The following is a 25,069-nucleotide window of genomic DNA, read 5'->3' as shown; positions in this document are numbered from 1 at the left end:
GCCCCGGGCGAAAGAGTGACGCATGCCGATCGATCCGCACACCCTGCTCGCCGTCGCCCGCGAAGAAGCCGAGCTGGGCCAGGCCGAGGGGGGCGTGCCGATCGGGGCCGCGCTGTTCGACACCGCTGGCACGCTGCTGGGTCGTGGGCACAACCGGCGCGTGCAGGACGGCGACCCGTCGATGCACGCCGAGACCGCCGCGTTCCGCAACGCCGGCCGCCGCCCGCACTACCGCGACACGATCATGGTCACGACGCTCTCGCCGTGCTGGTACTGCTCCGGGCTCGTCCGTCAGTTCGGTATCGGGCGCGTCGTCATCGGCGAGGCCGAAACGTTCCACGGCGGTCACGACTGGCTCGCCGGGCTCGGTGTGGAGATCACCCTGCTCGACGATCCCGGCTGCACCGCGCTGATGACGGAGTTCATCGCCGCGCGCCCGGATCTGTGGTTCGAGGACATCGGGGTGGAGAAGTCCGAATAGGACAGCTCCGAACAGGACAGTGCTGACACGACAGTGCTCTGGACAGCACGGTGCCGGCCAGGACAGTGCAGGCAAGGAGCCGGTATGCCGTCATCCGTTCCGCTCGTGGACCTTTCGCCGTGGTTCGCGGGCACGTCCGAGGGCCGGGCCGAGGTGGCGGGCCGGATCGACCTCGCGCTGCGGGAGTCCGGCTTCCTGCTGGTCACCGGGCACGGCATCCCGGACGACCTGCGCCACCGGACCCGTGAGCTCGCGCGGGAGTTCTTCGCGCTGCCCGAGGACGTCAAGCAGCGCTACGCCGTGACCGTCGGCGGCCGCGGCTGGCTGCCGCCGGGCGTCGAGGCCAACGGCTACGCCGAGGGCACCGAGACCCCGCCGGACCTCAAGGAGTCCTACTCGTCGGGTGCGGACACCAAGACCGGCGTGGCCGAGATCGACGGGTTCTGGTTCCAGCCCAACGTCTGGCCGCACGAGGTCCCCGGCTTGGGGGAGGTGGCCACGGAGTACATGCGCCGGATGCGGGCGCTGTCGGATCACCTGCTGGAGATCTTCGCCGCGGCGCTCGGCCTGGCCCAAAGTCACTTCACCCGGCACACCGCGCACCCGACGTACACGTTCAACATCAACTGGTACCCGTCGATGACCCGCGTCGGCTCGCCGGCACCGGACCAGTTCCGGATCGGCCCGCACACCGACTTCGGCACGGTCACGGTGCTCGACCGCCAGGCCGGCGTCGGCGGGCTGCAGGTCTGCACGGCCGGGGGCGAGTGGGAGGACGCGCCGTTCCACCCGGACGCGTTCACGGTGAACATCGGCGACCTGATGGCCCGCTGGACCGGCGACCGCTGGCGCTCGACCCGCCACCGCGTCCTCCCGCCCGCGGCGACGGCCCCGGACGAGGACCTGGTTTCGCTGATCTTCTTCTACGAGACCGACCACGACGCCCGGATCACGTCGCTGGCGCCGCCGCTGGGCCACCGGACCTACCCCGAGGTGATCGCGGCGGACTACCTGCGGGAGAAGCTCGCCGCCATCACGATGAGCTGAGCTCCGCTCGGTGCCCGGCCGTCAGCCCGGCTCCGCGCAGACCGTCCGGTTGCGGCCGGCCGCCTTCGCCCGCAGCAACGCCGTTTCCGCGGCCAGCAGTGCGTCCGCGAGCACGCCGTCGGCGGCGCAGTCCGCCACGCCGATCGAAACGGTCACCCCGACGAACTGCGGGCCGTCGCCCGAGGCCTTCAACGCCACCAGGGTCGAGGCGATCCGCAGCCGGATCCGCTCGGCGATCGCCATCGCGTCGAAGCGGCCGGTTCCCGGCAGCAGCACCGCGAACTCCTCGCCGCCGGACCGGCCCACCAGATCGGCGGCACGGACTTCGTCGCGCAGGGTGCCGGCGACCGCGCGCAGGACGGCGTCGCCGATGCGGACGCCGTAACGGTCGTTGAGCAGGCGGAAGTGGTCGAGGTCGAGCAGCAGCACGGCCGGGCCGGAGCCGTGCCCGCCCAGCTGGTCCAGCCGGGCCTCGGCGGCGCCGCGCCACGACGCGGCGGTCAGCACGCCGGTGCCGGGATCGAGGGTGACGTGGTCGCGGCGGCCGCCGCCCAGCCCGCCCCGGTGCAGGACGACCGTGGCGCCGGCCAGCAGCGGCACGAGCAGCGGCGCGGCTTCGGCGGCCCAGGCGAGCGGGAGGCCGAACGCCGTCATCGCGGCGTCGAAGGCGTACCCCCGCGTGGCTTCGCGGGGACGGCGGGGCCCGTCGGCGCCGGTCACGAGCGCGGCGTTCACCGCGAGGAACACCAGCCCGGCGACGGTGAGCAGGAGGACGGTCCGCGTGCCGAGGGCCGCGCCGAGCGGCCGGACGCCGGTCGCGGTGAGGAACGCGCCGGCGACGAGGCCGGCCAGTGCCGTCGCGGCGGCGCCGAACACCTGGCGGTAGCCGGGTCTTCTGCGGACCCGGAACCACTGGTGCAGCGCGGAGAGCAGGACCAGGGCGACGGCGAGACCGGGCCGGAGCACGAGCACCCCGGCGAAGATCCACGGTGTGTCGACGCCGGGCCCGAGGAGGGTGTCCTCGCGGTGGCGCTCGACCGGCCGCACGAGCTCCGCCGACACCAGCATCCCGGCCGCGAGCAGCGCGAAGGGCCCCAGCATCGCGGCGAGCGGCGGGAACCGGACGGCGGCGAGCACGACGGCGGCGACGGCGAGGACGTCGACCAGGACGACGTAGCAGACCTGGCCGCGGCGCGGCAGCCGCCACAGCGCCCACCGCCGCAGGGCCCAGCGCTGCAGGACCAGGGCGGGCAGGAACCGGCCCGGGCGGCGTTCCCCGCCGGCGGCGACCGAGGAATCCCCCACCATTTCGGCAAAGTAGCCGGAATGCGCGCCCGTGTCACTCCGCCTTCAGGGGAATTTCACCTCGGCGACGGTCCCGGGCGTCGTGGGTCATTTTCCGACCGAAGGAGGGTTGACACCCAATATTGGTCCAGTCCATTGTGTGGTGGCATCGTGCTCCTCCCGGGTTGATCCCGCCGCCTCAAACCGGAGGTGCTCCATCCTGCGTGTTTGGAGGACCCCATGAAATCACTGCGCCGTCTGGCCACCCTCGCGGTCGCGGCTTCGGCCGCGCTGGCGACGGCCGTCGGGCTCGCCCCGCAGGCCATGGCCGCGGTCGACCCGGTGCTCGCCTCCCCGTACCTGTACCAGTGGGGTGGGCAGACCAGCCCGGCCGCGGCGATGTCCGCGACGGGCGTGAAAGCGTTTACGCTCGCGTTCGTGCTGTCGGACGGCGGCTGCAACCCGAAGTGGGACGGCAGCCGTTCGCTGACCGGCTCGGACAAGACGATGATCCAGACCATCCGCAACGCGGGCGGGGACGTCATCCCCTCGTTCGGGGGCTGGTCCGGGACGAAGCTGGGTTCGAAGTGCACGTCGGCTTCGGCGCTGGCGGGTGCCTACCAGAAGGTGATCGACGCCTACGGCCTCAAGGCGATCGACCTCGACATCGAGAACACCGACGAGTTCCAGAACGCGACGGTCCAGGACCGCATCCTCAACGCGGTCAAGCTGACCAAGCAGAAGAACCCCAACCTGAAGGTCGTCATCACCATCGGCACCACCACGACCGGCCCCGACACCTGGGGCAAGCGCCTGATCAACCAGGCCAAGGCGATCGGTGCCGGCGTCGACGTCTGGTCGGTCATGCCGTTCGACTTCTCCAGCGGCGGCGACATGGCCGCGCACACGAAGTCCGCGGTCGACGGGCTGAAGAACCAGCTCAAGACCACGTTCGGCTGGAGCGACGACACCGCCTACCGGCACAGCGGCCTCTCCTCGATGAACGGCAAGACCGACAACGCGGGCGAGACGGTCACCGTGGCGAACTTCAATTCGATCCGCGGCTACGCGGCGAGCCACCACCTGGCCCGCTTCACCTTCTGGGCCACCAACCGCGACTGCAGCGGTGGCGGCGAGTGCAGCGGCATCAGCCAGGACAAGTACGCGTTCACCAAGATCGTCGCCGGGTACACCGGCTGACCACCCGAACCCGTAGTGGGGCTGTCGAAGGTCCTCTCACCGGCATCGGGGCCGGTGAGGGGGCCTTCGCGGGTCTCCGTCCTCAGCGCCGCGGGGCACCCGGGTAAGGCCCGCAGCCGTACGGCGGGCACTGGTAGGGGTTCCACGGCGGGGCCCACGTGGGCGGCGGCGTACTCGTCGTCGGCGGGGCCGGGGGCGGCGGCAGTTCGACCGTCACCGTCGGGGTGGGGGTCGGCGTCCGGCGCGCGTGCATCACCACCGGAGACGGCGTGCTCGTCTCGGTCGGGACGGCCACTGCGCTCGATGACACGGGGACGCCGGTGGCCGGTGGCAGCTGCGGGAACTGCGTGGAACCGGGCACGGAATCCGGCTGCGCCGCCAGCACGAGCACCAGCCCGCCCAGCACGATGGTCACCGCCGACGCCAGCGCGATCCGCGCCGGCCCGTGGGACGGCAGTTCGGCATCGGTGCCCCGGCTCGCCGCCAGCTCGGCCGCGCGCGACCCGGGCCTGCGCGGCCGCGCTCCCGCCTGCCTGAGCAGTTCGTCGACCGTGACCCGGTCCCGTCGCCTGCGCGCACTGCGCGTCATGCACGACCTCCACCTTTTCCCCCGCCGCCGCGCTCGCCCGCGGCCGCATGATCCGGGTGGATCGTAGAAACCCTTGCAGCAAATGTAAACGTGCTGATCGCCGCGGTCTCGTTATCGTTTCGAGACGTCCGGATCGCGTTCCCGGCCGTAGTCGTCAACGAGCGGCGAACCGCCGCCGCAGCCCGGCCACCCGCCGCGTCACCGGCGTGAACTCCGGGAGCTTCAGCACCGCCAGCAATCCGAACGGCACGGCCATCCCGAGCAGCCCCTGCACCGGCAGCTTCACCCACGCGCCCCCGATCACCCCGAGCGACGCGGGCACGGCGCGGCCGGCGAGCACGGCGGCCACCGCGCCGAGCCCGCTCACCGAGAGGGTGATCAAGCCGACCCGCAGCGCCCGCTTGCTGCGCAGGTGACCGAGCCGGACCCACAGCCAGACCTGGCCGAGGACGGCGCCGACCACGAACCCGGCGCCGTTGACGAGCATGACGCCGTAGACGACGTGCTCGCCGTCGAGCAGCCCCCGGCAGAGCAGCAGCAGCGGGATCTTCACCGCGGTCATCACGACCATGATCAGGGTGGGCGTGCGGGCGTCCTTCATCGCGTAGAACACCCGCAGCTGCAGCATGACCAGCGCGAACGGCAGCAGCCCGACGGCGGAGACGGCCAGGGTCTGGCCGAGCCGCTCGGCGTCGCCGAGGGTGCCGCGGCCCCAGGTGAAGATCGCGATGCCGATCGGCGTGCCGACCACGGCCAGCACCGCCGAGATGGGCACGAAGAGCACCGTGGACATGCGGGAGGCGAGCGAGAGGTCGCCGACGAGCGACACCGTGTCGCCGTCCGCGGCGGCGCGGCTCATCCGCGGCATCAGCGCGGTCAGCAGCGAGACGCCGAGGATGCCGTACGGCAGCTGGAAGAGCAGGGACGCGTAGCTGTAGGCCGTGACACCGCCACTGGTGCCGCCGGTCAGCACGCGGGTGGTGATGACGAACCCGACGTGGCTGACCACGACGTAGCCCAGGATCCACGCGGCGAGCCCGCCGAACTCCTTGATCCGCGGGTCGAAGCCCCAGCGCCAGCGGAACCGGAAGCCGGTGCGCAGCAACGCCGGGACGAGCACGAGCGCCTGCGCGACGATGCCGAGCGTGGTGCCGAGGCCGAGCACCAGCAGCTTCGGATCGCTCATCCGGACCGGGTCGAGGGTCAGCTCCCCCGGCACCAGCGCGAACACGACGAGCGTGCCGGTGACGACGACGTTGTTCAGCACCGGCGCCCAGGCCGGCGGGCCGAAGACGTTCTGGGCGTTGAGGATCGCCGAAAGCAGCGCGAACAGGCCGTAGAACAGGATCTGCGGCAGCAGCAGGTACGCCAGCGCGGTGGTCAGCCCGGGATTGGCGGTCGCTGACGATTTGTCGACGTAGAGCGCGGTGAACAGCGGGGCGATCGCCACCGCGACGGCCGTGCCCACGGCGAGCAGCAGCAGCGCCATCGTGATCAGCCGCTGCGTGTAGGCGCGGCCCCCGTCCGGGTCGTCGTGGGAGCGGACCAGCAGCGGCACCACGACACTGGCCAGGACGCCACCGAAGAGCAGCTCGAACACGATGTTGGGCAACGTGTTCGCGACGGTGAAGGAGTCGTTGACGACCCCGGTCCCGGCCACCGCGGCCAGCAGCAGCTTCGCGACGAACCCGGTGACGCGGCTGACGGCCGAGGCGACCGCCATCCGGCCGCTGGAGCGGGCCAGCGACGAGCCGGCGCCCTCCCCACGGCCGGCACTGACCGGCGAAGCGGGCGGCCGGGCGACGATCTGGGTGGCGAACTCGTCGTAGGGGCGCCGCGAGACGTCGGGGTCGCGGGTCGGCCAGTGCGGGCCCCTCAGCTCGCGCGGGAGGAAGACCGTCGCCTCGTCGTCCCCCGGTGGTGGGTGCTCCGCCATGGGGACAAGACTGCCAGGTCAAGGGCGTGCGCGGGAGACCGAACACCTGTTCGGCAGCACGACGGTGCGTGAACCGCGGGCCGGGAAACTCAGGCGGCGAGGGTGATCGCCAGCGCGGTGCGGCCCGCCTCGGTGAGCTCGGCGGCGACCCGCCCGGTGGTGCCGTCGACGGCGGGCCGGAGGTAACCGCCGTGCGCCAGCGCGTGCGCCGTCATCTGATCACAACAGGCGAATCCGTCGACGAAGAGGTCCGGCTCGCAGCTGCACGACATCTGCGCACGACCGGCGGCCACCGCCCTCAGCATGGCCATCGCGCGATGAGTGAGCTCGACTCCTGAACCGGACACCGGACTGCCTTCCCCTGAGAATCACTACTACTTGTAGTTCGCCCGTTGGGCCGATTGTGTTACTTACGACACTATGACGCTTGGGGCACGGGCGAGGTTCCGTCCGGTCGCGGAACCGACGAGGTTCGGTGCGCTTCCGGTGTGCTCAGTCCCCCGCCAGCCGCAGCTCGAGGGTCCGCGCCCATTCGCGCACGATCTGCCGCCGCCGTCGGGTGTCGTCCGTCAGCAGGTTCGCCAGCCCCAGTCCCCGGCCCAGGTCGAGCGTGGCCTGGACCAGCTCCCGCACCCCCGGCCGGGACTCGTCGACGCCGAGCAGCTCCACCGTCACCCGGTGCGCCTCGCGCCCGACCCGGGCTTCCAGGGGCACCAGCACGTCCCGCAGGGCGTCGTCGGTCGCCGCGACCGACCACAGCTGCAGGGCCGCGCGGAACAGCCGCCCGGTGTAGAGGTTGAGCACCATCTCGACGACGCGCTCGATGCGGGACGCCCCGCTCGGGAGGCCGGCCGCCTGGGCCTTCAGCTCGTCGATCTGGGCCTCCCCGAGGAGGTCGACCGCCGCCACCACGAGGTCTTCGCGCGCCGGGAAGTGGTGTTGCGCCGCGCCGCGGGAGACGCCGGCGCGTTCGGCGATCCCGGCGACCGTCACGCCGTGCCAGCCGCGCTCGCCGAAGCTGTCGAGCGCGGCCTCGATCAGCCGCCGCCGCGTCGTGCGGCTGCGCTCCTGCTGGGGTTCGCGGACGCCGGTCAAGCGGGCTCCACCCAGAAGTCGAGCTGGAGGTCCTCCTCCGCGACGCCGGCGGCGCGGTACTTCGCGAAATCGGTGACCCCCTCGGCGCGCAGCACGTCGTCGTCGAGGAAGAAGTTCCCGCTCGCCGAACGGCTCGGCTTGGTGAGGATCGCGTGCGCGGCGTCGGCCATGATCTCCGGCGTCCGGCTGCGCGAAGCCAGTTCCGCACCGACGACGTTGCGGATCGCCGCGGTGTCGATCGTCGTGCGCGGCCAGAGGGAGTTGACCGCGACGCCGTCCGCGCGCAGCTCCGCCGCGAGCCCCACCGTCACCAAGCTCATCGAATACTTGGCGATGCTGTAGGCGAGGTGGCCCGCGGTGAACCACTTCTCGTCGAGGCTGATCGGCGGCGACAGCGTCAGGATGTGCGGGTTCGCCGACCGGCGCAGGTGCGGAACGGCCAGTTTGGACAGCAGGAACGTGCCGCGGGCGTTGATGTCCTGCATCAGGTCGTAGCGCTTCATGCCGACCTGTTCGGTCGGCGTCAGGTCGATCGCGCTCGCGTTGTTCACGACGATGTCGATGCCGCCGAACTGCTCGGCCGTCTTCGCCACGGCGGCGGCCACGCCGTCGTCGTCGCGGACGTCGCCGACGATCGGCAAGGCGTGCCCGCCCGCCTGCTCGATCGCCTTCGCCGCCGTGTGGATCGTGCCCGGCAGCTTGGGGTGCGGCTCGGCGGTCTTGGCGAACAGCGCGACGTTCGCGCCGTCGGCGGCGGCCCGGAGCGCGATCGCCTCGCCGATGCCGCGGCTGCCGCCGGACATGATGATCGTCCTACCTTCGAGACCAGCCATAGTTCCCTCCCGCGAAAGCGTCACTTTCACGTGAAAGTGACGCTTTCAAGTCAGTAGTCAGTAGGACTTCGGGAGGCCGAGGCTGTGCTGGCCGACGAAGTTGAGCACCATCTCGCGGCTGACCGGGGCGATCCGGCCCAGGCGCACCGCCGTCACCAGCGTGCCGAGGCCGTACTCGGTGGCGAGCCCGTTGCCGCCGTGGGTCTGCACGGCCTGGTCGGTGGCGCGGATGGCGACCTCGGCGGCGGCGTACTTGGCCATGTTGGCCGACTCACCGGCCCCGAAGTCGTCGCCCGCGTCGTAGAGCGACGCCGCCTTCTGCGTCATCAGCTTGGCCAGCTCGAGCTCGATCTTGATCTCCGCGAGGGGGTGCGCGAGGCCCTGGTGGGCGCCGATCGGCGTACCCCAGACCTGGCGCTGGTTGGCGTACCCGACGGCCTTGCCCAGTGCGTACCGGGCGATGCCGAGGGAGAACGACGCGCCCATGATGCGTTCCGGGTTGAGGCCGGCGAACAGCTGCGCGATCGCCGCGTCCTCCTCGCCGACCAGCGCTTCGGCCGGCAGGTGGACGTCGTCGAGGAACAGCGAGAACTGGTCCTCCGGCGCGACGATGTCCATCGGGATCTTCGTGTACTCGAAGCCCGCGGTCCCGGTCGGCAGGATGAACAACGCGGGCTTGAGCCGGCCGGTCTTCGCGTCTTCCATGCGGCCGACGACGAGCACGGCGTCGGCCTCGTCGACGCCGGAGATGTAGACCTTGCGCCCGTTGAGGACCCAGCCGCCGGCGTCCCGCCGCGCGGTGGTGGTGATCTTGTGCGAGTTCGACCCGGCGTCCGGCTCGGTGATCGCGAAGACCATCCGCTTGGTGCCGTCGGCGATGCCGGGCAGCCACTGCTTCTTCTGCTCTTCGGTGCCGAACCGCGAAATCACGGTGCCGCAGATGGCCGGCGAGACCACCATGAGCAGCAGCGGCGAGCCCGCGGCGGCCAGCTCTTCGAGGACCGCGGCGAGGTCGGCGATGCCCGCGCCCCCGCCGCCGTACTCCTCGGGGATGTTGACGCCGAGGTAGCCCAGCCGCCCGGCCTCGTCCCACAGCTCGTGGGTCTTCTCGTCCGCACGGGCCTTGCGCGCGTAGTACTCGTGACCGTACTTGGCGCCGAGCTCGGCGACGGCCTTCCGGAGCGCGATCCGCTCTTCCGGCTCGACGAAGTTCATGGCGTTCATGCTTCTTCTCCCACCACCGCGAGGATCGTGCCCACTTCGACCTGCTGTCCGACCGTCACCGGCAGCTCGGTCACCACGCCGTCGGCGGGCGCGGTGATCCGGTGTTCCATCTTCATCGCCTCGAGCCACAACAGCGGGTCACCGGCCTTCACCGGATCCCCGGCCCGGACGGCGAGCCGGACGACGGTGCCCGGCATCGGCGCGACCAGCGATCCGGCGGCCAGCGCCGCGTCCGGGTCGGCGAACCTCGGCTCGGCCTGCAATGCCACCGAGCCGAGTCCGGAGTCCACATAGGACACGTCGTCGTGCCGGGCGACGTCGAACGTGCGCCGGACACCGGCAACGTCCAGGACCACCCGGCCCGGCTCGGCCGAGACCAGCTCGGCATCGAACCCTTCGGCCGCCAAGCCGTCCCGGGTCAGCGAATAGACCACTTCGTACTCGCGATCCGCAGTGGTGAAGACCTTGCGCTGCCCGGCCGAGCGGACGTTGCGCCAGCCACTCGGCAGCCGGCTCTGCGTCGTGGCCTGCGCCCGGTTGCCCGCCGCGTCGGCCAGGGCTGCGGCCAGCGCGGACAGCCGCTCGGTGTCCGCAGTGGCCAGTGGCGCGGCGAGGGTGGCCAGGCCGTGGCGGTCGAAGAACGCCGTGTCGGTCTCCCCGGCCAGGAACGCCTCGTGGCGCAGGATGCGGACCAGCAGGTCGCGGTTGGTGACCACACCGTGGATCTTCGCGCCCGCCAGTGCCTTCGCGAGCCTCCGGGCGGCTTCGGCGCGGGTCGGCGCCCAGGTGATCACCTTGGCCAGCATCGGGTCGTAGTGGACGCCCACCACGGAACCGCTTTCGAAGCCCGAGTCGAGCCGCAGCCCGGGCCCGTGCGTGAACGCACGGTCCACCTCGGGCACCTCGAACGTGTGCAGCGTGCCGCTCTGCGGCTGCCAGCCCGCCGCCGGGTCTTCGGCGTAGAGCCGGACCTCGATGGAGTGGCCCACCGTGGGCGGCGGATCGGCGGGCAGCCGCTCACCCTCGGCGATCCGCAGCTGCAGCGCGACCAGGTCCAGGCCGGTGACGTTCTCGGTGACCGGGTGCTCGACCTGCAGGCGCGTGTTCATCTCGAGGAAGTAGAACCGCCCGTCGGGGCCGGCGAGGAACTCGACCGTGCCCGCACCGACGTAGCCGATCGCCTTCGCGGCCTTGCGCGCGGCGTCGAACAGCTCCTCGCGCAGGGCGGCGTCGACGAACGGCGACGGCGCTTCTTCGACGACCTTCTGGTGGCGGCGCTGGATCGAGCACTCCCGCTCCCCCACCGCCCACACCGTGCCGTGCCGATCGGCGAGCACCTGGACCTCGATGTGCCGTCCGGTCTCCAGGTAGCGCTCGCAGAAGACGGTCGGGTCGCCGAACGCCGAGCCGGCCTCGGCGCTCGCGCCCTCCACCGCATCGGCCAGCTCGCCGAGTTCCCGAACCACGCGCATCCCGCGCCCACCACCGCCGGCCGACGCCTTGACCAGCAGCGGAAGGTCGTCGGAAGTCACCGAAGCCGGGTCCAGTTCGGCCAGCACGGGCACCCCGGCCGCGGCCATCAGCCGCTTCGACTCCACTTTGGAGCCCATCGTCTCGATGGCCTCCGGCGGCGGGCCCACCCAGGTGAGCCCGGCGTCGAGGACGGCCCGGGCGAAGGCGGCGTTCTCGGACAGGAAGCCGTACCCGGGGTGGACGGCGTCGGCGCCGGTCTCGGCCGCGGCCTTGACCAGCAGCTCGGCCCGCAGGTACGTCTCGGACGGCGCGTTGCCGGGCAGGCGGACGGCTGCGTCGGCCTCCAGGGTGTGCGGCGCGGCGGCATCGGCGTCGGAGAACACCGCGACGGTGCCGATCCCGGCGTCGCGGCAGGTGCGGAAGACGCGGCGGGCGATCTCGCCGCGGTTGGCGACCAGCAGGTTCTGGATCATCGCTCGCTCACATCCGGAAGACGCCGAAGCCTTCGGCGCCCTTCACTGGTCCATTGTGGATCGCGGACAGGCTCAACCCCAGCACGGTGCGGGTGTCGCGCGGGTCGATGATGCCGTCGTCGTAGAGCATGCCGGAGAGGAACATCGGCATCGACTCGGCCTCGATCTGCCCCTCCACCATGGCCCGCATGGCCTTGTCGTGCTCCTCGTTGTACTCCTGGCCACGGCTTTCGGCCGCCGCGCGGGCCACGATGGACAGCACGCCGGCCAGCTGCGCCGGGCCCATCACCGCGGACTTCGCGCTCGGCCACGCGAACAGGAACCGGGGATCGAAGGCGCGGCCGCACATCCCGTAGTGCCCGGCGCCGTAGGACGCTCCCATCAGGACGGACAGGTGCGGCACCTTCGAGTTCGACACCGCGTTGATCATCATCGCGCCGTGCTTGATGATGCCGCTCTGCTCGTACTCCTTGCCGACCATGTAGCCGGTCGTGTTGTGCAGGAACACCAGCGGCGTGTGGATCTGGTTGGCCAGCTGGATGAACTGCGCGGCCTTCTGCGACTCCTCGCCGAACAGCACGCCCTGTGCGTTGGCCAGGACGCCCACCGGGTAGCCGTGGATGCTCGCCCAGCCCGTCACCAGGCTCGACCCGTAGAGCGGCTTGAACTCGTCGAAATCGGAGCCATCGACGACACGGGCGACGACCTCACGCGGGTCGAAGGGCACCTTGAGGTCGGTCGGCACGATGCCGAGCAGGTCCTCGGCGTCGTAGAGCGGCTCTTCGTAGTCCGGCTTCGGCGAAGGACCCTGCTTGGTCCAGTTGAGCCGCTTGACGATGTTCCGGCCGAGCCGGATGGCGTCCTGCTCGTCGGCGGCCAGGTAGTCGGCCAGGCCCGAGGTTCGCGCGTGCATCTCGGCGCCGCCGAGCGACTCGTCGTCGGACTCCTCGCCGGTCGCCATCTTGACCAGCGGCGGGCCGCCGAGGAACACCTTCGCGCGTTCCTTGACCATCACGACGTAGTCCGACATGCCCGGCAGGTACGCGCCGCCCGCGGTGGAGTTGCCGAACACCAGCGCGATCGTCGGGCAGCCGGCGGCCGAGGCCCGCGTGATGTCGCGGAAGATCCGCCCGCCGGGGATGAAGATCTCCTTCTGCGTCGGCAGGTCCGCGCCGCCGGATTCGACGAGGTTGATCGACGGCAGCCGGTTCTGCGCGGCGATGTCCGCGGCCCGGAAGCTCTTCTTGGTCGTCCACGGGTTGCTCGCGCCGCCCTTGACCGTCGGGTCGCTGGCCGAGATCAGGCACTCGACGCCTTCGACGACGCCGATCCCGGTGACGAGACTGGCGCCGACGCGGTAGTCGGTGCCCCAGGCCGCCAGCGGCGACAGCTCCAGGAACGGCGAGTCGGCGTCGAGCAGCAGCTCGATCCGCTCGCGGGCGAGGAGCTTGCCGCGCTTGCGGTGCCGCTCGACGTACTTGTCGCCGCCGCCGGCCACGGCCTTGGCGTGCTCGGCGTCGATCTCGGCGAGCTTCTCCAGCATCGCCTCGCGGTTCGCGCCGAACTCGGCGGCCCGCGTGTCCACTGTGGACCTCAGAGCAGTCACGAGGTGTATCCCAATCGCTTCGCGGCCAGGCCGGTGAGGATCTCGGTGGTGCCGCCGCCGATGCCGAGGATCCGGACGTCGCGGTAGTGGCGCTCCACTTCGGACTCGCGCATGTAGCCGAGCCCGCCGTGCAGCTGGACGGCCTCGTTGACCACCCATTCGGCGGCCTCGACGGCGGTGTTCTTGGCGAAGCAAGCTTCGGCGATGACCTCCTCGCCCGAAACGTGCCGGATCGCGGCCTGCCGGGTGTAGGTGCGGGCGACGTCGACCTTCCGCGCCATTTCGGTGAGCTTGTGCTGGACGACCTGCCGCGAGATGAGCGGACGGCCGAACGTCTCGCGCAGCCGGCACCAGTCCAGCGTCAGGTCGAGCGCCCGCTGGGCGTGCGCGTACGCCTGGACGGCCAGGGACAGCCGCTCGGTGACGAACTGGGTGGCGACCTGCGCGAAGCCGCTGTTCTCGGCACCGACCAGGTTCTCGACCGGCACCCGGACGTCCACGTAGGACAGTTCGGCGGTGTCGGAGCAGAGCCAGCCCATCTTCTCCAGCTTGCGCGACACGGTGAACCCGGGCGTCCCGCGTTCGACGACGATCAGCGAGAGCCCGTGCGCGCCGTCGCCGCCGGTGCGCACCACCGTCGTCACGAAGTCCGCACGGCAGCCGGAGGTGATGAACGTCTTGGCGCCGTTGATGACGTACTCGTCGCCCTCGCGCACGGCGGTGGTCCGGAGCCCGGCGACGTCGGAGCCGCCGTCCGGCTCGGTGACGGCGAGCGAACCGATCTTCGCCCCGGCCAGTGCCGGCCGCACCCAGCGCTCGATCTGCACCGGATCACCGGCCTCGGCGATGTGCGGCACGGCGATCCCGCAGGTGAACAGCGACGCGAACAGCCCGCCGGACCCACCGGCGTAGTGCAGCTCCTCCGCGACGACCAAAGCGTCGAGGTAGTTGCCGTCTCCCCCGCCGACCTCTTCGGGGAAGGCGACGCCCAGCAGCCCGAGGTCACCGGCCGTGCGGTGCAGGGCACGCGGCAGTTCGCCGTCGCGCTCCCAGCCGTCGAGGTGCGGCAGGACCTCCTGCTCGGCGAACCGGCGCACGGTCTTGCGCAGTTCGGCCCGCTCGGGCGTCCGGAAGGGATCGGTCACAGCAGGACCTCCGGCACGTCGATCTCCCGCGACCGCAGCCACTCCCCCAGGGCCTTGGCCTGCGGGTCGAACCGGGCCTGCGACGCGACACCCTCGCCGAGGATGCCTTCGACGACGAAGTTCATCGCCCACAGGTTGGGCAGCAGGAAGCGCGTCACCGGCAGGTCCGCGGTTTCGGGCAGCAGAAGCTTGAACTCCGCGACGGTCAGCCGGTGCACCAGCCAGCGCCACGCCGCTTCGGAGCGCACCCACACACCGAGGTTGGCGTTGCCGCCCTTGTCGCCGCTGCGGGCCCCGGCGATCCGGCCGAGCGGCACCCGCCGCACCGGCCCGTGGTCCAGGGGCTCGGGCAACGCCGGCTCGTCCACATCGGACAAGTCCGAAGTGGATGATGAAGGCGCTATGTCGACACGCATTCCGTCCGGCAGGACAGCGACGTGCGGGACCTGCCCGGCGTCCACGTAGGCCGCGGTGTAGACGCCGTACGGCGAAGCGTCGGACGGCGGCGCCGTGACGTGGAAGCCGGGGTAGCTCGCCAGCGCGAGCTCGACGGCGGCGCCGGTGAACGCCCGGCCGGCCACCTCCGGGTCGGCGTCCTTGACCGCGACGTGCAGCAGCGCGCTCGCGGTCTGCTCGGTACCGGCGTCCGGGTGGTCGGTGCGGGCGAGGGTCCACCGGACGTCGGCTGGCGGCCGGTCCTTGAGGGACGCTTCGAGCTGTTCCCGCACCAGCGCGGCTTTTTCCTCGATGTCGAGTCCGGTGAGGACGAACGTCGTCTCGTTGCGGAACCCGCCGAGGGTGTTGAGAGCCACCTTCAGCGTCGGCGGCGGCGCTTCCCCGCGGACGCCGGAGATGCGGACGCGGTCCGGTCCGTCCTCGCTCAGGGACAGCGTGTCGAACCGCGTGGTGACGTCCGGCCCGGCGTAGCGGGCGCCGATGATTTCGTACAGCAGCTGCGCGGTGACCGTGCCGACGTTCACCACCCCGCCGGTGCCGGGGTGCTTGGTGATGACACTGGACCCGTCGGGCTCGATCTCGGCGATCGGGAACCCGGGCACGCCCAGGGCGTGCTCGGTGAAGAAGGCGTAGTTGCCGCCCGTGGCCTGCGCACCGCATTCGATCACGTGCCCGGCGGCGACCGCACCGGCCAGTGCGTCGTAGTCGTCACGAGCCCAGCCGTAGTGCGCGGCGGCCGGGCCGACGATCACCGACGCATCGGTGACCCGCCCGGTGACGACGACGTCCGCACCGGCGTTCAGGCATTCCGCGATGCCCCAAGCGCCGAGGTAGGCGTTAGCGGTCAGCGGTTTCCCGAGGTTCAGCTCCCCGGCGCGCGCCACGAGGTCGTCACCCTCGACGTGCGCGATCTTGACGTCGAGGCCCAGTTTCCCGGCCAGTTCACGCAGGGCGTCCGCGAGCCCCGCGGGGTTCAGCCCGCCCGCGTTGGCGACGATCTTGACCCCGTTTTCCTGCGCCAGACCCAGGTTTTCCTCCATCTGGCGGAGGAACGTCTTGGCGTAGCCGCGGGTGGCGTCCTTCATCCGGTCGCGGCCGAGGATGAGCATGGTCAGCTCGGCCAGGTAGTCGCCGGTCAGGACGTCGAGCGGGCCGCCCGTGAGCATTTCGCGGACCGCGGAGAAGCGGTCACCGTAGAAGCCCGAGGCGTTGCCGATGCGGTAAGGCGGTGTCATTGCCGGCTCCGCGGGAAAGCTTGCGTCGCCGGTGCGAACTGCCCCGGCTTACGGCCCTCTCCGGGCGGCCCGGCGAAGGCCTGCGCGATGCCGAGCCACTCCTCGACATCGGCGCCGTGCGCGACCAGATCGGTGTCGGCCGGGTGCCGCCGCTGGGTGACGACGAGGCAGAAGCCGAGCGCGCTGCCGGTGAGCTTCTGCTCGGCGTCCTCCGGGCCGAACGCCCAGGTGGAGCCGTCCGGCGCGGTGAGCTCGACGCGGAACTCCGCGGCCGGCGGGGCGAGCGAGTGGAGCTTGTAGGCGAAGTCGCGGGTGCGGGTGCCGAAGCGCGCGATGTGCCACAGCCGCGCGGTCGGTTCACGGGTCAGGCCGAGCGTGTCGAAGACGTCCTGGCCGTGGGCCCAGGTCTCCATCATCCGCGCGGTGGCCATCGAGGCGGCGCTCATCGGCGGCCCGTACCAGGGCAGCTTCCGCCCGTCGGGCACGGCCGCGAGGGCGGCGGCGAGCGCGGCGCGCCCGGCACGCCAGTCTTCGAGGATTTCGGACGGCGGCCGCTCCGCCCCGGCGGCAGCCCCCTCGTCGACGTAGGTCGCGCCCGCCTTGAGCAGCGCTTCGACCTCGGCCTGCCAGTCTTCCGGGTGCGCGGCCGCGATCAGGGCCTTGCGATCGGTCCAGGCCAGGTGCGCGATCTGGTGCGCGATCGTCCACCCCCCGGCGGGGGTCGGCCGCGCCCAGTCCGCCGCGGGCAGCTGCGCCACCACGTCGTCGATCGTCCGTGTCTCCGCGTCGAGATCCCCGAGGATCACGCCGAGATCCGCCATCGCCCGCCTCCTTGCGTCCGGTGGCCAGCGTGGCACCGGGCACCAGAAAAATCAAGCACGCCTGATTGTTTCGCTCCGGACGCTGCGGACCTGCTATTGACATCTTGCCAGTAGTGCCGCTCTGCAATAGCTTCGTCGGCATGGCCGACTACGCCGAGATCACCTACGCCGTCGCCGACCGGGTCGCCACGGTGACGCTGAACCGCCCGGCGGCGCGCAACGGCTACACGATCCGGATGGCCGACGAACTCGGCGCGGCGATGGACCGCGCCGACCGCGACGAGGACGTCCGCGCCGTCGTGCTGACCGGCGCCGGCCGGGACTTCTGCGTCGGCGCCGACCTCTCGCAGGGCGGCTTCGACTTCGACCCGTCGACCGGCCCGGACGCCGCGTGGCAGGAGCCCGCCGGCCGGTGCTCGAAACGGATCTTCACGATGAACAAGCCGGTGATCGCGGCCCTGCACGGCGCGGCCGTCGGCGGCGGCATCACGATCACGCTGTCGTGCGACTACCGGTTGGCGGCCGAGGACTCGCGGTTCGGCTTCGTGTTCACCCGCCGCGGCATCTACCCCGAAGGCGCGTCGGCGTGGTTCCTCCCGCGGCTGGTCGGCATGGGCACCGCGCTCGACTGGATGATCAGCGGCCGCGTCTTCACCGCGGCCGAGGCGCTCGAAAAGGGGCTGGTGCACCAGGTTTTCCCGGCCGGGACCGTGCTCGACGAGGCCTACCGGCTCGCCCGGGAGATCGTCGAAACGACCGCGCCGGTGTCGGTCGCCGTCACCCGCCAGCTGCTCTACCGGATGGCGAGCGCGGACTCGCCGTTCCCGGTGCACGAGCTCGACTCGAAGCTGATCGGCGGGCTCGGCGCGAGCCCGGACGCCGCCGAAGGCGTTCTGTCGTTCCTGCAGAAGCGGCCACCGTCGTTCGGCATGCGCGTCGACGAGGACCTGCCCCCGTACCTGCCCTGGGTGGAAAAGTGACGCACTATCCGCCGCAGCCCTGGCACCTGACCGCCGACGCGCACGTGTCGATCTGGCGCGTCCCCGCGCGCGAGGTGCACCCGGCCGCCCTGTCCGTCGCCGGGTCCACGTCCGTGTTCACCGCCTGGATCGCCTACCGCGAGCCCGGCCAGCTCAGCTACCACGAGCTGCTCGCCGCCGTCCCGGTGCGCGGGAGGCGGACCACGTGCACGATCACGCAGATCTGGGTCGACTCCGAGGTCTCCCTCGCCGGCGGCCGCGAGCTGTGGGCCATCCCGAAGGACCTCGCCGCCCTGCGGTTCACCGACCGCACGTTCACCGCGGCGACCGCCGACGACTGGATCGCCACCGCGGCCTTCACGCCGAGGCCGGGCTCGCCGCTCGCCCTGCCCACCCGCTTCGACGTCCTCCAGGACCGCGACGGCACCCCCGTGCGGACCCCCGTCGGCGCGAAGATCCGGCCCGGGCTCGCCGCGGCCGGCTGGACGGTCAACGCCGACGGCCCGCTCGGCTACCTGGCCGGCCGGCGTCCGTTCCTGAGCCTCGCCCTGCCCGGCGCACAGCTGCGCTTCGGCGCCTGACCCCAGTGCCTGAACGGCCGTGGAATTTACCCCGGGAAACCCTCGACCGCACGTTGAACTGCACCTCTCGGTGATCACGTAATCCCGTCAGAGTGAACTCATGACACGCCATCTGGGGTCCCGCGCGCAAACCGACCCCTACATGTAGTCTCTGGGAACCGGCAGCCCCCAGCGACGGGGAGACCGCTGCAGAGGGTGGCCGGGCAGCTTTCACGAAACCGCAGCGCACGGCCTCATGACGCCGTGTGGCGATCGAACGCGCCCGAAAACTTGGAGACACGCATGTCAGTCGAAACCGGTCAGCGGCCGTCCGCTGCCGATACCCCCACCGCGATCCGGGTCATCCGGCGGGACGGCAGCGTGTCGCCGTTCGACGCCGGAAAGATCTCGGTCGCGCTGACGAAGGCGTTCCTCGCGGTCGAGGGCGGCGACGCCGCCGCGTCCTCCCGCGTGCACCACGTCGTCGCCGAGCTGACCCAGCAGGTCGAGACCACCCTGCTGCGCCACGCCGGGCCCGAGACGGCCCTGCACATCGAGCAGATCCAGGACATCGTCGAACTCGCGCTGATGCGCGGCGAGCACCACAAGGTCGCCCGCGCCTACGTCCTCTACCGCGACGAGCGCGCCAAGGCCCGCGAGGCCGCCAAGCCAGCCGCGACCGAGATCTCGCTGAACGTCAAGGGCACCGACGGCGTCCTGCGCCCGCTCGACTGGGCCCGCGTTTCCCACGTGGTGGGCGAGGCCGTCGCCGGTCTCGAAGACGTGAGCGCCGAGCCGGTGCTGGCCGAGGCCAAGCGCAACCTCTACGACGGCATCAGCGCCGACGAGCTCGCACTGGCCCAGGTCCTGGCCGCCCGCGTGCTGGTCGAGCAGGAGCCGAACTACTCGTACGTGTCCGCGCGCCTGCTGCTGGACAAGCTCCGCGGCGAGGCGCTGAGCTACCTCGCGAAGAAGCCGCGCCTGGCCAGCCAGGACGAGATGGCGGCCGAGTACCCCGCGTACTTCCGCGCGTACCTGCGCCGCGCCATCGAGCTGGAGCTGGTCGACGCCGAGCTGCTGCGCTTCGACCTGGACAAGATCACCGCCGCGATCCGCCCGGAGCGCGACCTCGACTTCGGCTTCCTCGGCCTGCAGACGCTGTACGACCGGTACTTCCAGCACCACGACGGCACCCGCTTCGAGCTGCCGCAGGCGTTCTTCATGCGCGTCGCGATGGGCCTCGCCATCCGCGAGGACGACCGCGAAGCCCGCGCCATCGAGTTCTACGAACTGCTGTCCAGCTTCCACTTCATGGCGTCCACCCCGACGCTGTTCAACTCGGGCACCACGCGCCCGCAGCTGTCGTCCTGCTTCCTGACCACGGTGGACGACGACCTGGACTCCATCTTCCAGGCCTACAAGAACAACGCGCTGCTGGCCAAGTACTCGGGCGGCCTCGGCAACGACTGGACCCCGGTCCGCGGCCTGGGCGCGCACATCAAGGGCACCAACGGCCAGTCGCAGGGTGTCGTGCCGTTCCTCAAGATCGCCAACGACACCGCCGTCGCGGTCAACCAGGGCGGCAAGCGCAAGGGCGCGGCCTGCGCGTACCTCGAGACGTGGCACGTCGACATCGAGGAGTTCCTCGACCTGCGCAAGAACACCGGCGACGACCGCCGCCGCACCCACGACATGAACACCGCGAACTGGGTGCCGGACGAGTTCCTCCGCCGCGTCGAAGCCGACGCGCAGTGGACGCTGTTCTCGCCGAACGAGACCCCGGACCTGCACGACCTCTACGGCAACGAGTTCGCCACCCGCTACCGCGAGTACGAGGCGATGGCCGACCGCGGCGAGATCAAGGTGTTCCGGCGCGTCCGCGCGGTCGACCTGTGGCGCCGCATGCTGACCATGCTGTTCGAGACCGGCCACCCGTGGATCACGTTCAAGGACCCGTGCAACCTGCGCTCGCCGCAGCAGCACGTCGGCGTCGTGCACTCGTCCAACCTGTGCACCGAGATCACGCTGAACACGAACGCCGAAGAGGTCGCGGTCTGCAACCTCGGCTCGGTGAACCTGCTCAAGCACGTCACCCCCGAGGGCCTGGACACGAAGCGCCTCGAGAAGACCGTGCGCACCGCCGTCCGCATGCTGGACAACGTGATCGACATCAACTTCTACACGATCCCGGAGGCGCGCCGCTCCAACCTGCGCCACCGCCCGGTCGGCCTGGGCATCATGGGCTTCCAGGACGCGCTGTTCGAGATCGGCGTCCCGTTCGCCTCCGAAGAGGCCGTGAAGTTCGCCGACGTCTCCATGGAGCACCTCTCCTACTACGCGATCTCGGCGTCGACCGACCTCGCCGAGGAGCGCGGCCAGTACCAGTCGTTCGAGGGTTCGCTGTGGAGCAAGGGCATCCTGCCGATCGACTCGCTGCAGCTGCTCATCGACGCCCGCCAGGGTGACGGCCTCGACGTCGACACCTCCACGACGCTGGACTGGGCGCCGCTGCGCGAGCGCGTCAAGACCGTCGGCATGCGCAACTCCAACGTGATGGCGATCGCGCCGACCGCAACGATCTCCAACATCTCCGGGGTCGGGCAGTCGATCGAGCCGCTGTTCCAGAACCTGTTCGTCAAGTCGAACATGTCGGGCGACTTCACCGTCGTCAACCCGCACCTGGTCCGCTCGCTCAAGGCGCGCGGGCTGTGGGACGAGGTCATGGTCAGCGACCTCAAGTACTTCGACGGCAGCCTCGGCCAGATCGACCGCGTGCCGGACGACCTCAAGGCGCTGTACGCGACGGCGTTCGAGATCGAGTCGAAGTGGATCGTCGACGCCGGTTCGGTGCGCCAGAAGTGGATCGACCAGGCGCAGTCGCTGAACCTGTACATCGCGGCGCCGAGCGGCCGCAAGCTCGACCAGCTCTACCGCTACGCGTGGCACAAGGGCCTCAAGACCACGTACTACCTGCGCGCGCAGTCCGCGACGCACGTGGAGAAGAGCACCCTGCGCGGCACCGACGGCAAGCTGAACGCCGTCTCGGCCACCGCCGCCCCGGCGGCGCCCGCGGCTCCCGCCACCGCCCCGGTGCCGGTGCCCGCGCCCGCCCCTTCGCCGAAGCCGGAGCCCGACGTCGACTTCGTCGCCACCGAAGGCGCCGCCTGCCGCATCGACGACCCCGACTGCGAAGCCTGCCAGTAAAGGAACCCCTGTACAGATGACCAACGTGGAGACGACGGACGCGACCGGCCTCGGGGAGATCGAGGTCGGCGCCGCCCGGATCAACGTCGACGACAAGCGCATGATCAACGCGCGCGCCGACGTCAACCAGCTGCTGCCGATGAAGTACACCTGGGCCTGGGAGAAGTACCTGGCCGGCTGCAACAACCACTGGATGCCGACCGAGGTCGCCATGCAGGCCGACATCGCCCTGTGGAAGTCGAAGGACGGCCTCACCGAGGACGAGCGGCAGATGCTCAAGCGCAACCTGGGCTTCTTCGCGACCGCGGAGTCCTTGGTGGCCAACAACATCGTGCTCGCGGTGTACCGGCAGATCACCAATCCCGAGTGCCGCCAGTACCTGCTGCGCCAGGCGTTCGAGGAGGCCGTGCACACGCACACCTTCCAGTACATCTGCGAGAGCCTCGGCCTGGTCGAGGGCGAGCTGTTCAACATGTACCGCGAGGTCCCGTCCATTTCGGACAAGGACGCGTGGGCGCTGAAGTACACGCAGCACCTGGAGGATCCGGACTTCAAGACCGGGACGCCGGAGGCCGACACGGCGTTCCTGCGTGACCTCGTCGCGTTCTACGTGATCTTCGAGGGCATGTGGTTCTACACCGGCTTCGCGCAGATCCTGTCGCTGGGCCGCCGGAACAAGATGGTCGGCATCGCCGAGCAGTACCAGTACATCCTGCGCGACGAGTCGATCCACCTGAACTTCGGCATCGACTGCATCAACCAGATCAAGATCGAGAACCCGCACCTGTGGACCGCCGAGTTCCAGGAAGAGGTCCGCGGGATGCTGAAGGAGGCGTGCGAGCTGGAGGTCAAGTACGCGCGCGACACGATGCCCCGCGGCATGCTCGGCCTGTCGGCCCAGCTGTGCGAGCAGTACATGCACTTCATCACCGACCGGCGCGCGCAGCAGATCGGGCTGGCCCCGATCTTCGGCGAGACCGAGAACCCGTTCCCGTGGATGTCCGAGGCGATGGACCTGAAGAAGGAGAAGAACTTCTTCGAGACCCGCGTGATCGAATACCAGTCGGGCGGCGCTCTCGACTGGGACTGAGTTCCCGAGGCACCCCGGCCCCGCCCCGGTTCGCCGGGGCGGGGCCGGTTCACGTCGTGGCCACTCGCAGTCAATACGCGTACCGGCGCACGGTTTCCGGGTGGATCACCAGGCGCACCTGGTCCGTCTTCGAGATCGCCTCGAGATCGGCGGCCCGCACCGGGTCGTCGAGGTCCCAGTACCGGGCCGCCAGGCGCGCGGCGAGGTCGTGGGCACCGTCCGGTTCCACCGAAACCCGGCCGGCGACCGACACCCAGCGTTCGCGCTCCCCCACCGGCGCCGCGACGACGATGGACGCCCGCGGGTCCCGGCGCACGCGCCGCACCTTGAGCGCGTCCGGTTCGGTGAACAGCTGGATCGTGCCGTCATCGGCCGCCTCGAACCAGACCGGCCGGGGCTCGCCGCCGGCCACGGTCAGGAAGCCGTGTAGCGGGCGCCGGAGGAACTCGAGATCGTCAGGCGTCAATGCGTTCATGACGTCCAGTCAACCGCGTCGGCCCGGGCGGCGGGCAAGCCCACGGCTCCCTGTTCGGGTCGTCCCCGCACACGGCGGTCCGCCAGGGACCACCCGAAAAGAGGGCCGACGAGGTGTTGTCAGACCGTCAACAAGAGGGCATCGTGGACGGACAGCCGTACTCGACGGGGAGATGGTCACTTTGCCGGGCACCGTGAGCCGAGCCGCCGAGGCACTGCGCGAACGCGTGCCGACGCTGACCGCACTCCCCCTGCCGCCCAAGGTCGATGAGCGCTGGCTGCGTTCGCGGTGGCCCGTCGAGGAACTCGCGACGCCGCCCGCGGGCAGCGGCCTCAAGCCGGTGCTCGGCGACGAGGGGCCGCCGCTGGTCGGGCACATGCTCGAGATGATGCGGTTCGGCCCCGCCTTCGCGCTGCGCCGCCACGAGCTCTACGGCCCGGTGTCGTGGATGGGCGGGTTCGGCCGCCGGATCGTCGCGCTCTCCGGGCCGGAGGCGACGCAGATCGCGCTGGTCAACAAGGACAAGGCGTTCTCGCAGGAGGGCTGGAAGTTCTTCATCGAGAAGTTCTTCGAGCGCGGCCTGATGCTGATGGACTTCGGCGAGCACCACCTGCACCGCCGGATCATGCAGGAGGCCTTCACGCGCCCGCGGCTCGCCGGCTACGTCGGCGAGATGGGCCCGGCACTGCGCGCCGGCGTCGCACAGTGGGCCACCCAGGAGCGGCCGCGGCTGTACTGGGCCCTCAAGCAGCTGACCCTCGACGTCGCCACCCGCGTGTTCATGGGCATGCCCAGCGGCGACGACGCGGCGCGGATCAACCGCGCGTTCGTCAGCTCGGTGCGGGCCGGCACCGCGCTCGTCCGCGTCCCGGTGCCGGGCGGCCGCTGGTCGGCCGGGCTGCACGGCCGGAAGGTCCTCGAACGCTACTTCGGCGAAAACCTGCCCGCGAAACGGCGTTCCGGCGGGGACGACCTGTTCTCCGCGCTGTGCCAGGCCACCACCGAAGACGGCGACCGGTTCTCCGACACCGACATCGTCAACCACATGATCTTCCTGATGATGGCCGCGCACGACACGACGACCATCACCACCAGCGCCATGGCCTACTACCTGGCCAAGCACCCGGAGTGGCAGGAACGCGCCCGCGCGGAGTCACTGGCCCTGGGCGACGACCTGCCCGACATCGCGGCGCTGGAGCGGCTGGAGACCCTCGACCTCGTGATGAAGGAGGCACTGCGGCTGGTGGCGCCGGTGCCGTCGCTGACCCGCCAGACCGTCAAGGACACCGAGGTGCTCGGCCACTACATCCCGGCGGGCACCCTGGTCGGCGTCTCGCCCACGGTCAACCACTTCACGCCGGAGTGCTGGACCGACCCCTTCGCGTTCGACCCGGAGCGGTTCGCCGAGCCGCGCCGCGAGGACAAGTCGCACCGGATGGCGTGGATGCCGTTCGGCGGCGGCGCGCACAAGTGCATCGGGCTCCATTTCGGCGGTCTCGAAGTGAAGTTGCTGATGCACGAACTGCTGCGGGCGTACCGCTGGTCGGTTCCGGAGAGTTACACCGCGCGATGGGACTACGTCTCGCTGCCGGTGCCCGCGGACGGCCTCCCGGTCCGCCTGACCCCGCGCTGACCCCGGCACCGTCCACCAACGCATACACCCGGTAACGAAAAGTTACCGTTTGTGGAGATTCGTTCACTCGTTCAGCCGGTAGACACCCCGTTACCCGCATGATGGCGTGGCATCGATCGTGGGCGAAGGCTGCCTGGTGTGGCTTCATGATCCCCGACACCGTGTCCGACCTGGCCATACCTGTGCGTGAAGAGGTGGAGTGTGCCTGAACCCGGTGCCGCGTCAGGAC

At 70.8% G+C, this 25,069-nt stretch carries 21 protein-coding genes; 8 read left to right on the top strand and 13 right to left on the bottom strand.

Going from position 1 to position 25,069, the window contains the following annotated elements; genetic code table 11:
• Positions 1-22 precede the first annotated feature (22 nt).
• Both AB0F15_RS09535 and AB0F15_RS09530 read left to right on the top strand, forming a co-directional pair.
• Entirely contained in the window at positions 23-481 is a 459-nt protein-coding gene (locus tag AB0F15_RS09535; RefSeq protein WP_360267761.1) for a nucleoside deaminase, read from the top strand.
• Positions 482-565: 84 nt separating this feature from the next.
• The gene (locus AB0F15_RS09530) at positions 566-1,528 is read left to right on the top strand and encodes a 2-oxoglutarate and iron-dependent oxygenase domain-containing protein (RefSeq protein ID WP_360267758.1); all 963 of its coding nucleotides are present in this window, start codon (positions 566-568) and stop codon (positions 1,526-1,528) included.
• 21 nt (positions 1,529-1,549) lie between these two features.
• Here AB0F15_RS09530 and AB0F15_RS09525 read toward each other — a convergent pair whose 3' ends face one another.
• Entirely contained in the window at positions 1,550-2,836 is a 1,287-nt protein-coding gene (locus AB0F15_RS09525; RefSeq protein ID WP_360267755.1) for a GGDEF domain-containing protein, read from the bottom strand.
• A 216-nt stretch (positions 2,837-3,052) separates the two neighbouring features.
• On the opposite strand from AB0F15_RS09525, the gene AB0F15_RS09520 reads away from it, so the two are divergent.
• On the top strand, positions 3,053-4,012 hold the full coding sequence (locus tag AB0F15_RS09520) for a chitinase (RefSeq protein ID WP_360267752.1): 960 nt from the start codon (positions 3,053-3,055) through the stop codon (positions 4,010-4,012).
• Positions 4,013-4,094: 82 nt separating this feature from the next.
• On the opposite strand, the gene AB0F15_RS09515 is transcribed toward AB0F15_RS09520, so the two are convergent.
• The 11 genes from AB0F15_RS09515 to AB0F15_RS09465 form a co-directional block, all read right to left on the bottom strand.
• Positions 4,095-4,601 carry a hypothetical protein gene (locus AB0F15_RS09515; RefSeq protein ID WP_360267749.1) on the bottom strand — a complete coding sequence of 169 codons (507 nt, stop codon included), beginning with the start codon at positions 4,599-4,601 and terminating at the stop codon, positions 4,095-4,097.
• Between the two features lie 154 nt (positions 4,602-4,755).
• Entirely contained in the window at positions 4,756-6,537 is a 1,782-nt protein-coding gene (gene murJ / locus AB0F15_RS09510) for a murein biosynthesis integral membrane protein MurJ (RefSeq protein ID WP_360267746.1), read from the bottom strand.
• 89 nt (positions 6,538-6,626) lie between these two features.
• On the bottom strand, positions 6,627-6,884 hold the full coding sequence (locus tag AB0F15_RS09505; protein ID WP_360267743.1) for a hypothetical protein: 258 nt from the start codon (positions 6,882-6,884) through the stop codon (positions 6,627-6,629).
• Positions 6,885-7,029: 145 nt separating this feature from the next.
• The gene (locus AB0F15_RS09500; RefSeq protein ID WP_360267741.1) at positions 7,030-7,632 is read right to left on the bottom strand and encodes a TetR/AcrR family transcriptional regulator; all 603 of its coding nucleotides are present in this window, start codon (positions 7,630-7,632) and stop codon (positions 7,030-7,032) included.
• Complete coding sequence (locus AB0F15_RS09495) at positions 7,629-8,465, bottom strand: NAD(P)-dependent oxidoreductase (protein ID WP_360267738.1); 837 nt, start codon at positions 8,463-8,465, stop codon at positions 7,629-7,631. The genes AB0F15_RS09500 and AB0F15_RS09495 overlap by 4 nt, the downstream gene beginning before the upstream one ends.
• A 57-nt stretch (positions 8,466-8,522) precedes the next feature.
• Positions 8,523-9,689, bottom strand: a complete 1,167-nt coding sequence (locus AB0F15_RS09490; RefSeq protein WP_360267736.1) for an acyl-CoA dehydrogenase — start codon at positions 9,687-9,689, stop codon at positions 8,523-8,525.
• Positions 9,686-11,635, bottom strand: a complete 1,950-nt coding sequence (locus tag AB0F15_RS09485) for a biotin carboxylase N-terminal domain-containing protein (protein WP_360267733.1) — start codon at positions 11,633-11,635, stop codon at positions 9,686-9,688. The genes AB0F15_RS09490 and AB0F15_RS09485 overlap by 4 nt, the downstream gene beginning before the upstream one ends.
• Positions 11,636-11,642: 7 nt before the next feature.
• On the bottom strand, positions 11,643-13,241 hold the full coding sequence (locus AB0F15_RS09480; RefSeq protein ID WP_360267730.1) for a carboxyl transferase domain-containing protein: 1,599 nt from the start codon (positions 13,239-13,241) through the stop codon (positions 11,643-11,645).
• The gene (locus AB0F15_RS09475; protein WP_360267728.1) at positions 13,238-14,386 is read right to left on the bottom strand and encodes an acyl-CoA dehydrogenase family protein; all 1,149 of its coding nucleotides are present in this window, start codon (positions 14,384-14,386) and stop codon (positions 13,238-13,240) included. Before AB0F15_RS09475 ends, AB0F15_RS09480 begins: the two co-directional genes overlap by 4 nt.
• Positions 14,383-16,077, bottom strand: a complete 1,695-nt coding sequence (locus tag AB0F15_RS09470) for an acyclic terpene utilization AtuA family protein (RefSeq protein WP_360267727.1) — start codon at positions 16,075-16,077, stop codon at positions 14,383-14,385. Before AB0F15_RS09470 ends, AB0F15_RS09475 begins: the two co-directional genes overlap by 4 nt.
• Positions 16,074-16,898, bottom strand: coding sequence for a TIGR03084 family metal-binding protein (locus AB0F15_RS09465; RefSeq protein ID WP_360267726.1), 825 nt, complete (start codon positions 16,896-16,898; stop codon positions 16,074-16,076). Before AB0F15_RS09465 ends, AB0F15_RS09470 begins: the two co-directional genes overlap by 4 nt.
• Before the next feature lie 140 nt (positions 16,899-17,038).
• Between AB0F15_RS09465 and AB0F15_RS09460 the strand changes: the two genes are divergently transcribed.
• The 4 genes from AB0F15_RS09460 (at position 17,039) to AB0F15_RS09445 (ending at position 22,732) form a co-directional block, all read left to right on the top strand.
• Positions 17,039-17,878 carry an enoyl-CoA hydratase-related protein gene (locus AB0F15_RS09460; protein WP_360267725.1) on the top strand — a complete coding sequence of 280 codons (840 nt, stop codon included), beginning with the start codon at positions 17,039-17,041 and terminating at the stop codon, positions 17,876-17,878.
• Complete coding sequence (locus tag AB0F15_RS09455) at positions 17,875-18,459, top strand: acetoacetate decarboxylase family protein (protein WP_360267723.1); 585 nt, start codon at positions 17,875-17,877, stop codon at positions 18,457-18,459. Before AB0F15_RS09460 ends, AB0F15_RS09455 begins: the two co-directional genes overlap by 4 nt.
• A 282-nt stretch (positions 18,460-18,741) precedes the next feature.
• Positions 18,742-21,642 carry a ribonucleoside-diphosphate reductase subunit alpha gene (locus AB0F15_RS09450; RefSeq protein WP_360267721.1) on the top strand — a complete coding sequence of 967 codons (2,901 nt, stop codon included), beginning with the start codon at positions 18,742-18,744 and terminating at the stop codon, positions 21,640-21,642.
• 16 nt (positions 21,643-21,658) lie between these two features.
• A complete protein-coding gene (locus AB0F15_RS09445; RefSeq protein ID WP_360267718.1) occupies positions 21,659-22,732 on the top strand; it encodes a ribonucleotide-diphosphate reductase subunit beta in 1,074 nt (357 codons plus the stop codon).
• 70 nt (positions 22,733-22,802) lie between these two features.
• Here the strand turns inward: AB0F15_RS09445 and AB0F15_RS09440 are convergent, their stop codons facing one another.
• Entirely contained in the window at positions 22,803-23,207 is a 405-nt protein-coding gene (locus AB0F15_RS09440) for a pyridoxamine 5'-phosphate oxidase family protein (RefSeq protein ID WP_360267716.1), read from the bottom strand.
• 172 nt (positions 23,208-23,379) lie between these two features.
• Here AB0F15_RS09440 and AB0F15_RS09435 point away from each other — a divergent pair, with 172 nt between their 5' ends.
• Positions 23,380-24,840 carry a cytochrome P450 gene (locus AB0F15_RS09435; protein WP_360267713.1) on the top strand — a complete coding sequence of 487 codons (1,461 nt, stop codon included), beginning with the start codon at positions 23,380-23,382 and terminating at the stop codon, positions 24,838-24,840.
• Positions 24,841-25,069 lie beyond the last annotated feature (229 nt).

The organism is Amycolatopsis sp. NPDC026612 (genome assembly GCF_040638285.1).
Classification (GTDB): domain Bacteria; phylum Actinomycetota; class Actinomycetes; order Mycobacteriales; family Pseudonocardiaceae; genus Amycolatopsis.
The sequence above is the reverse complement of the archived record's forward strand: the minus strand, read 5'-3'. Positions and strand labels throughout refer to the sequence as shown.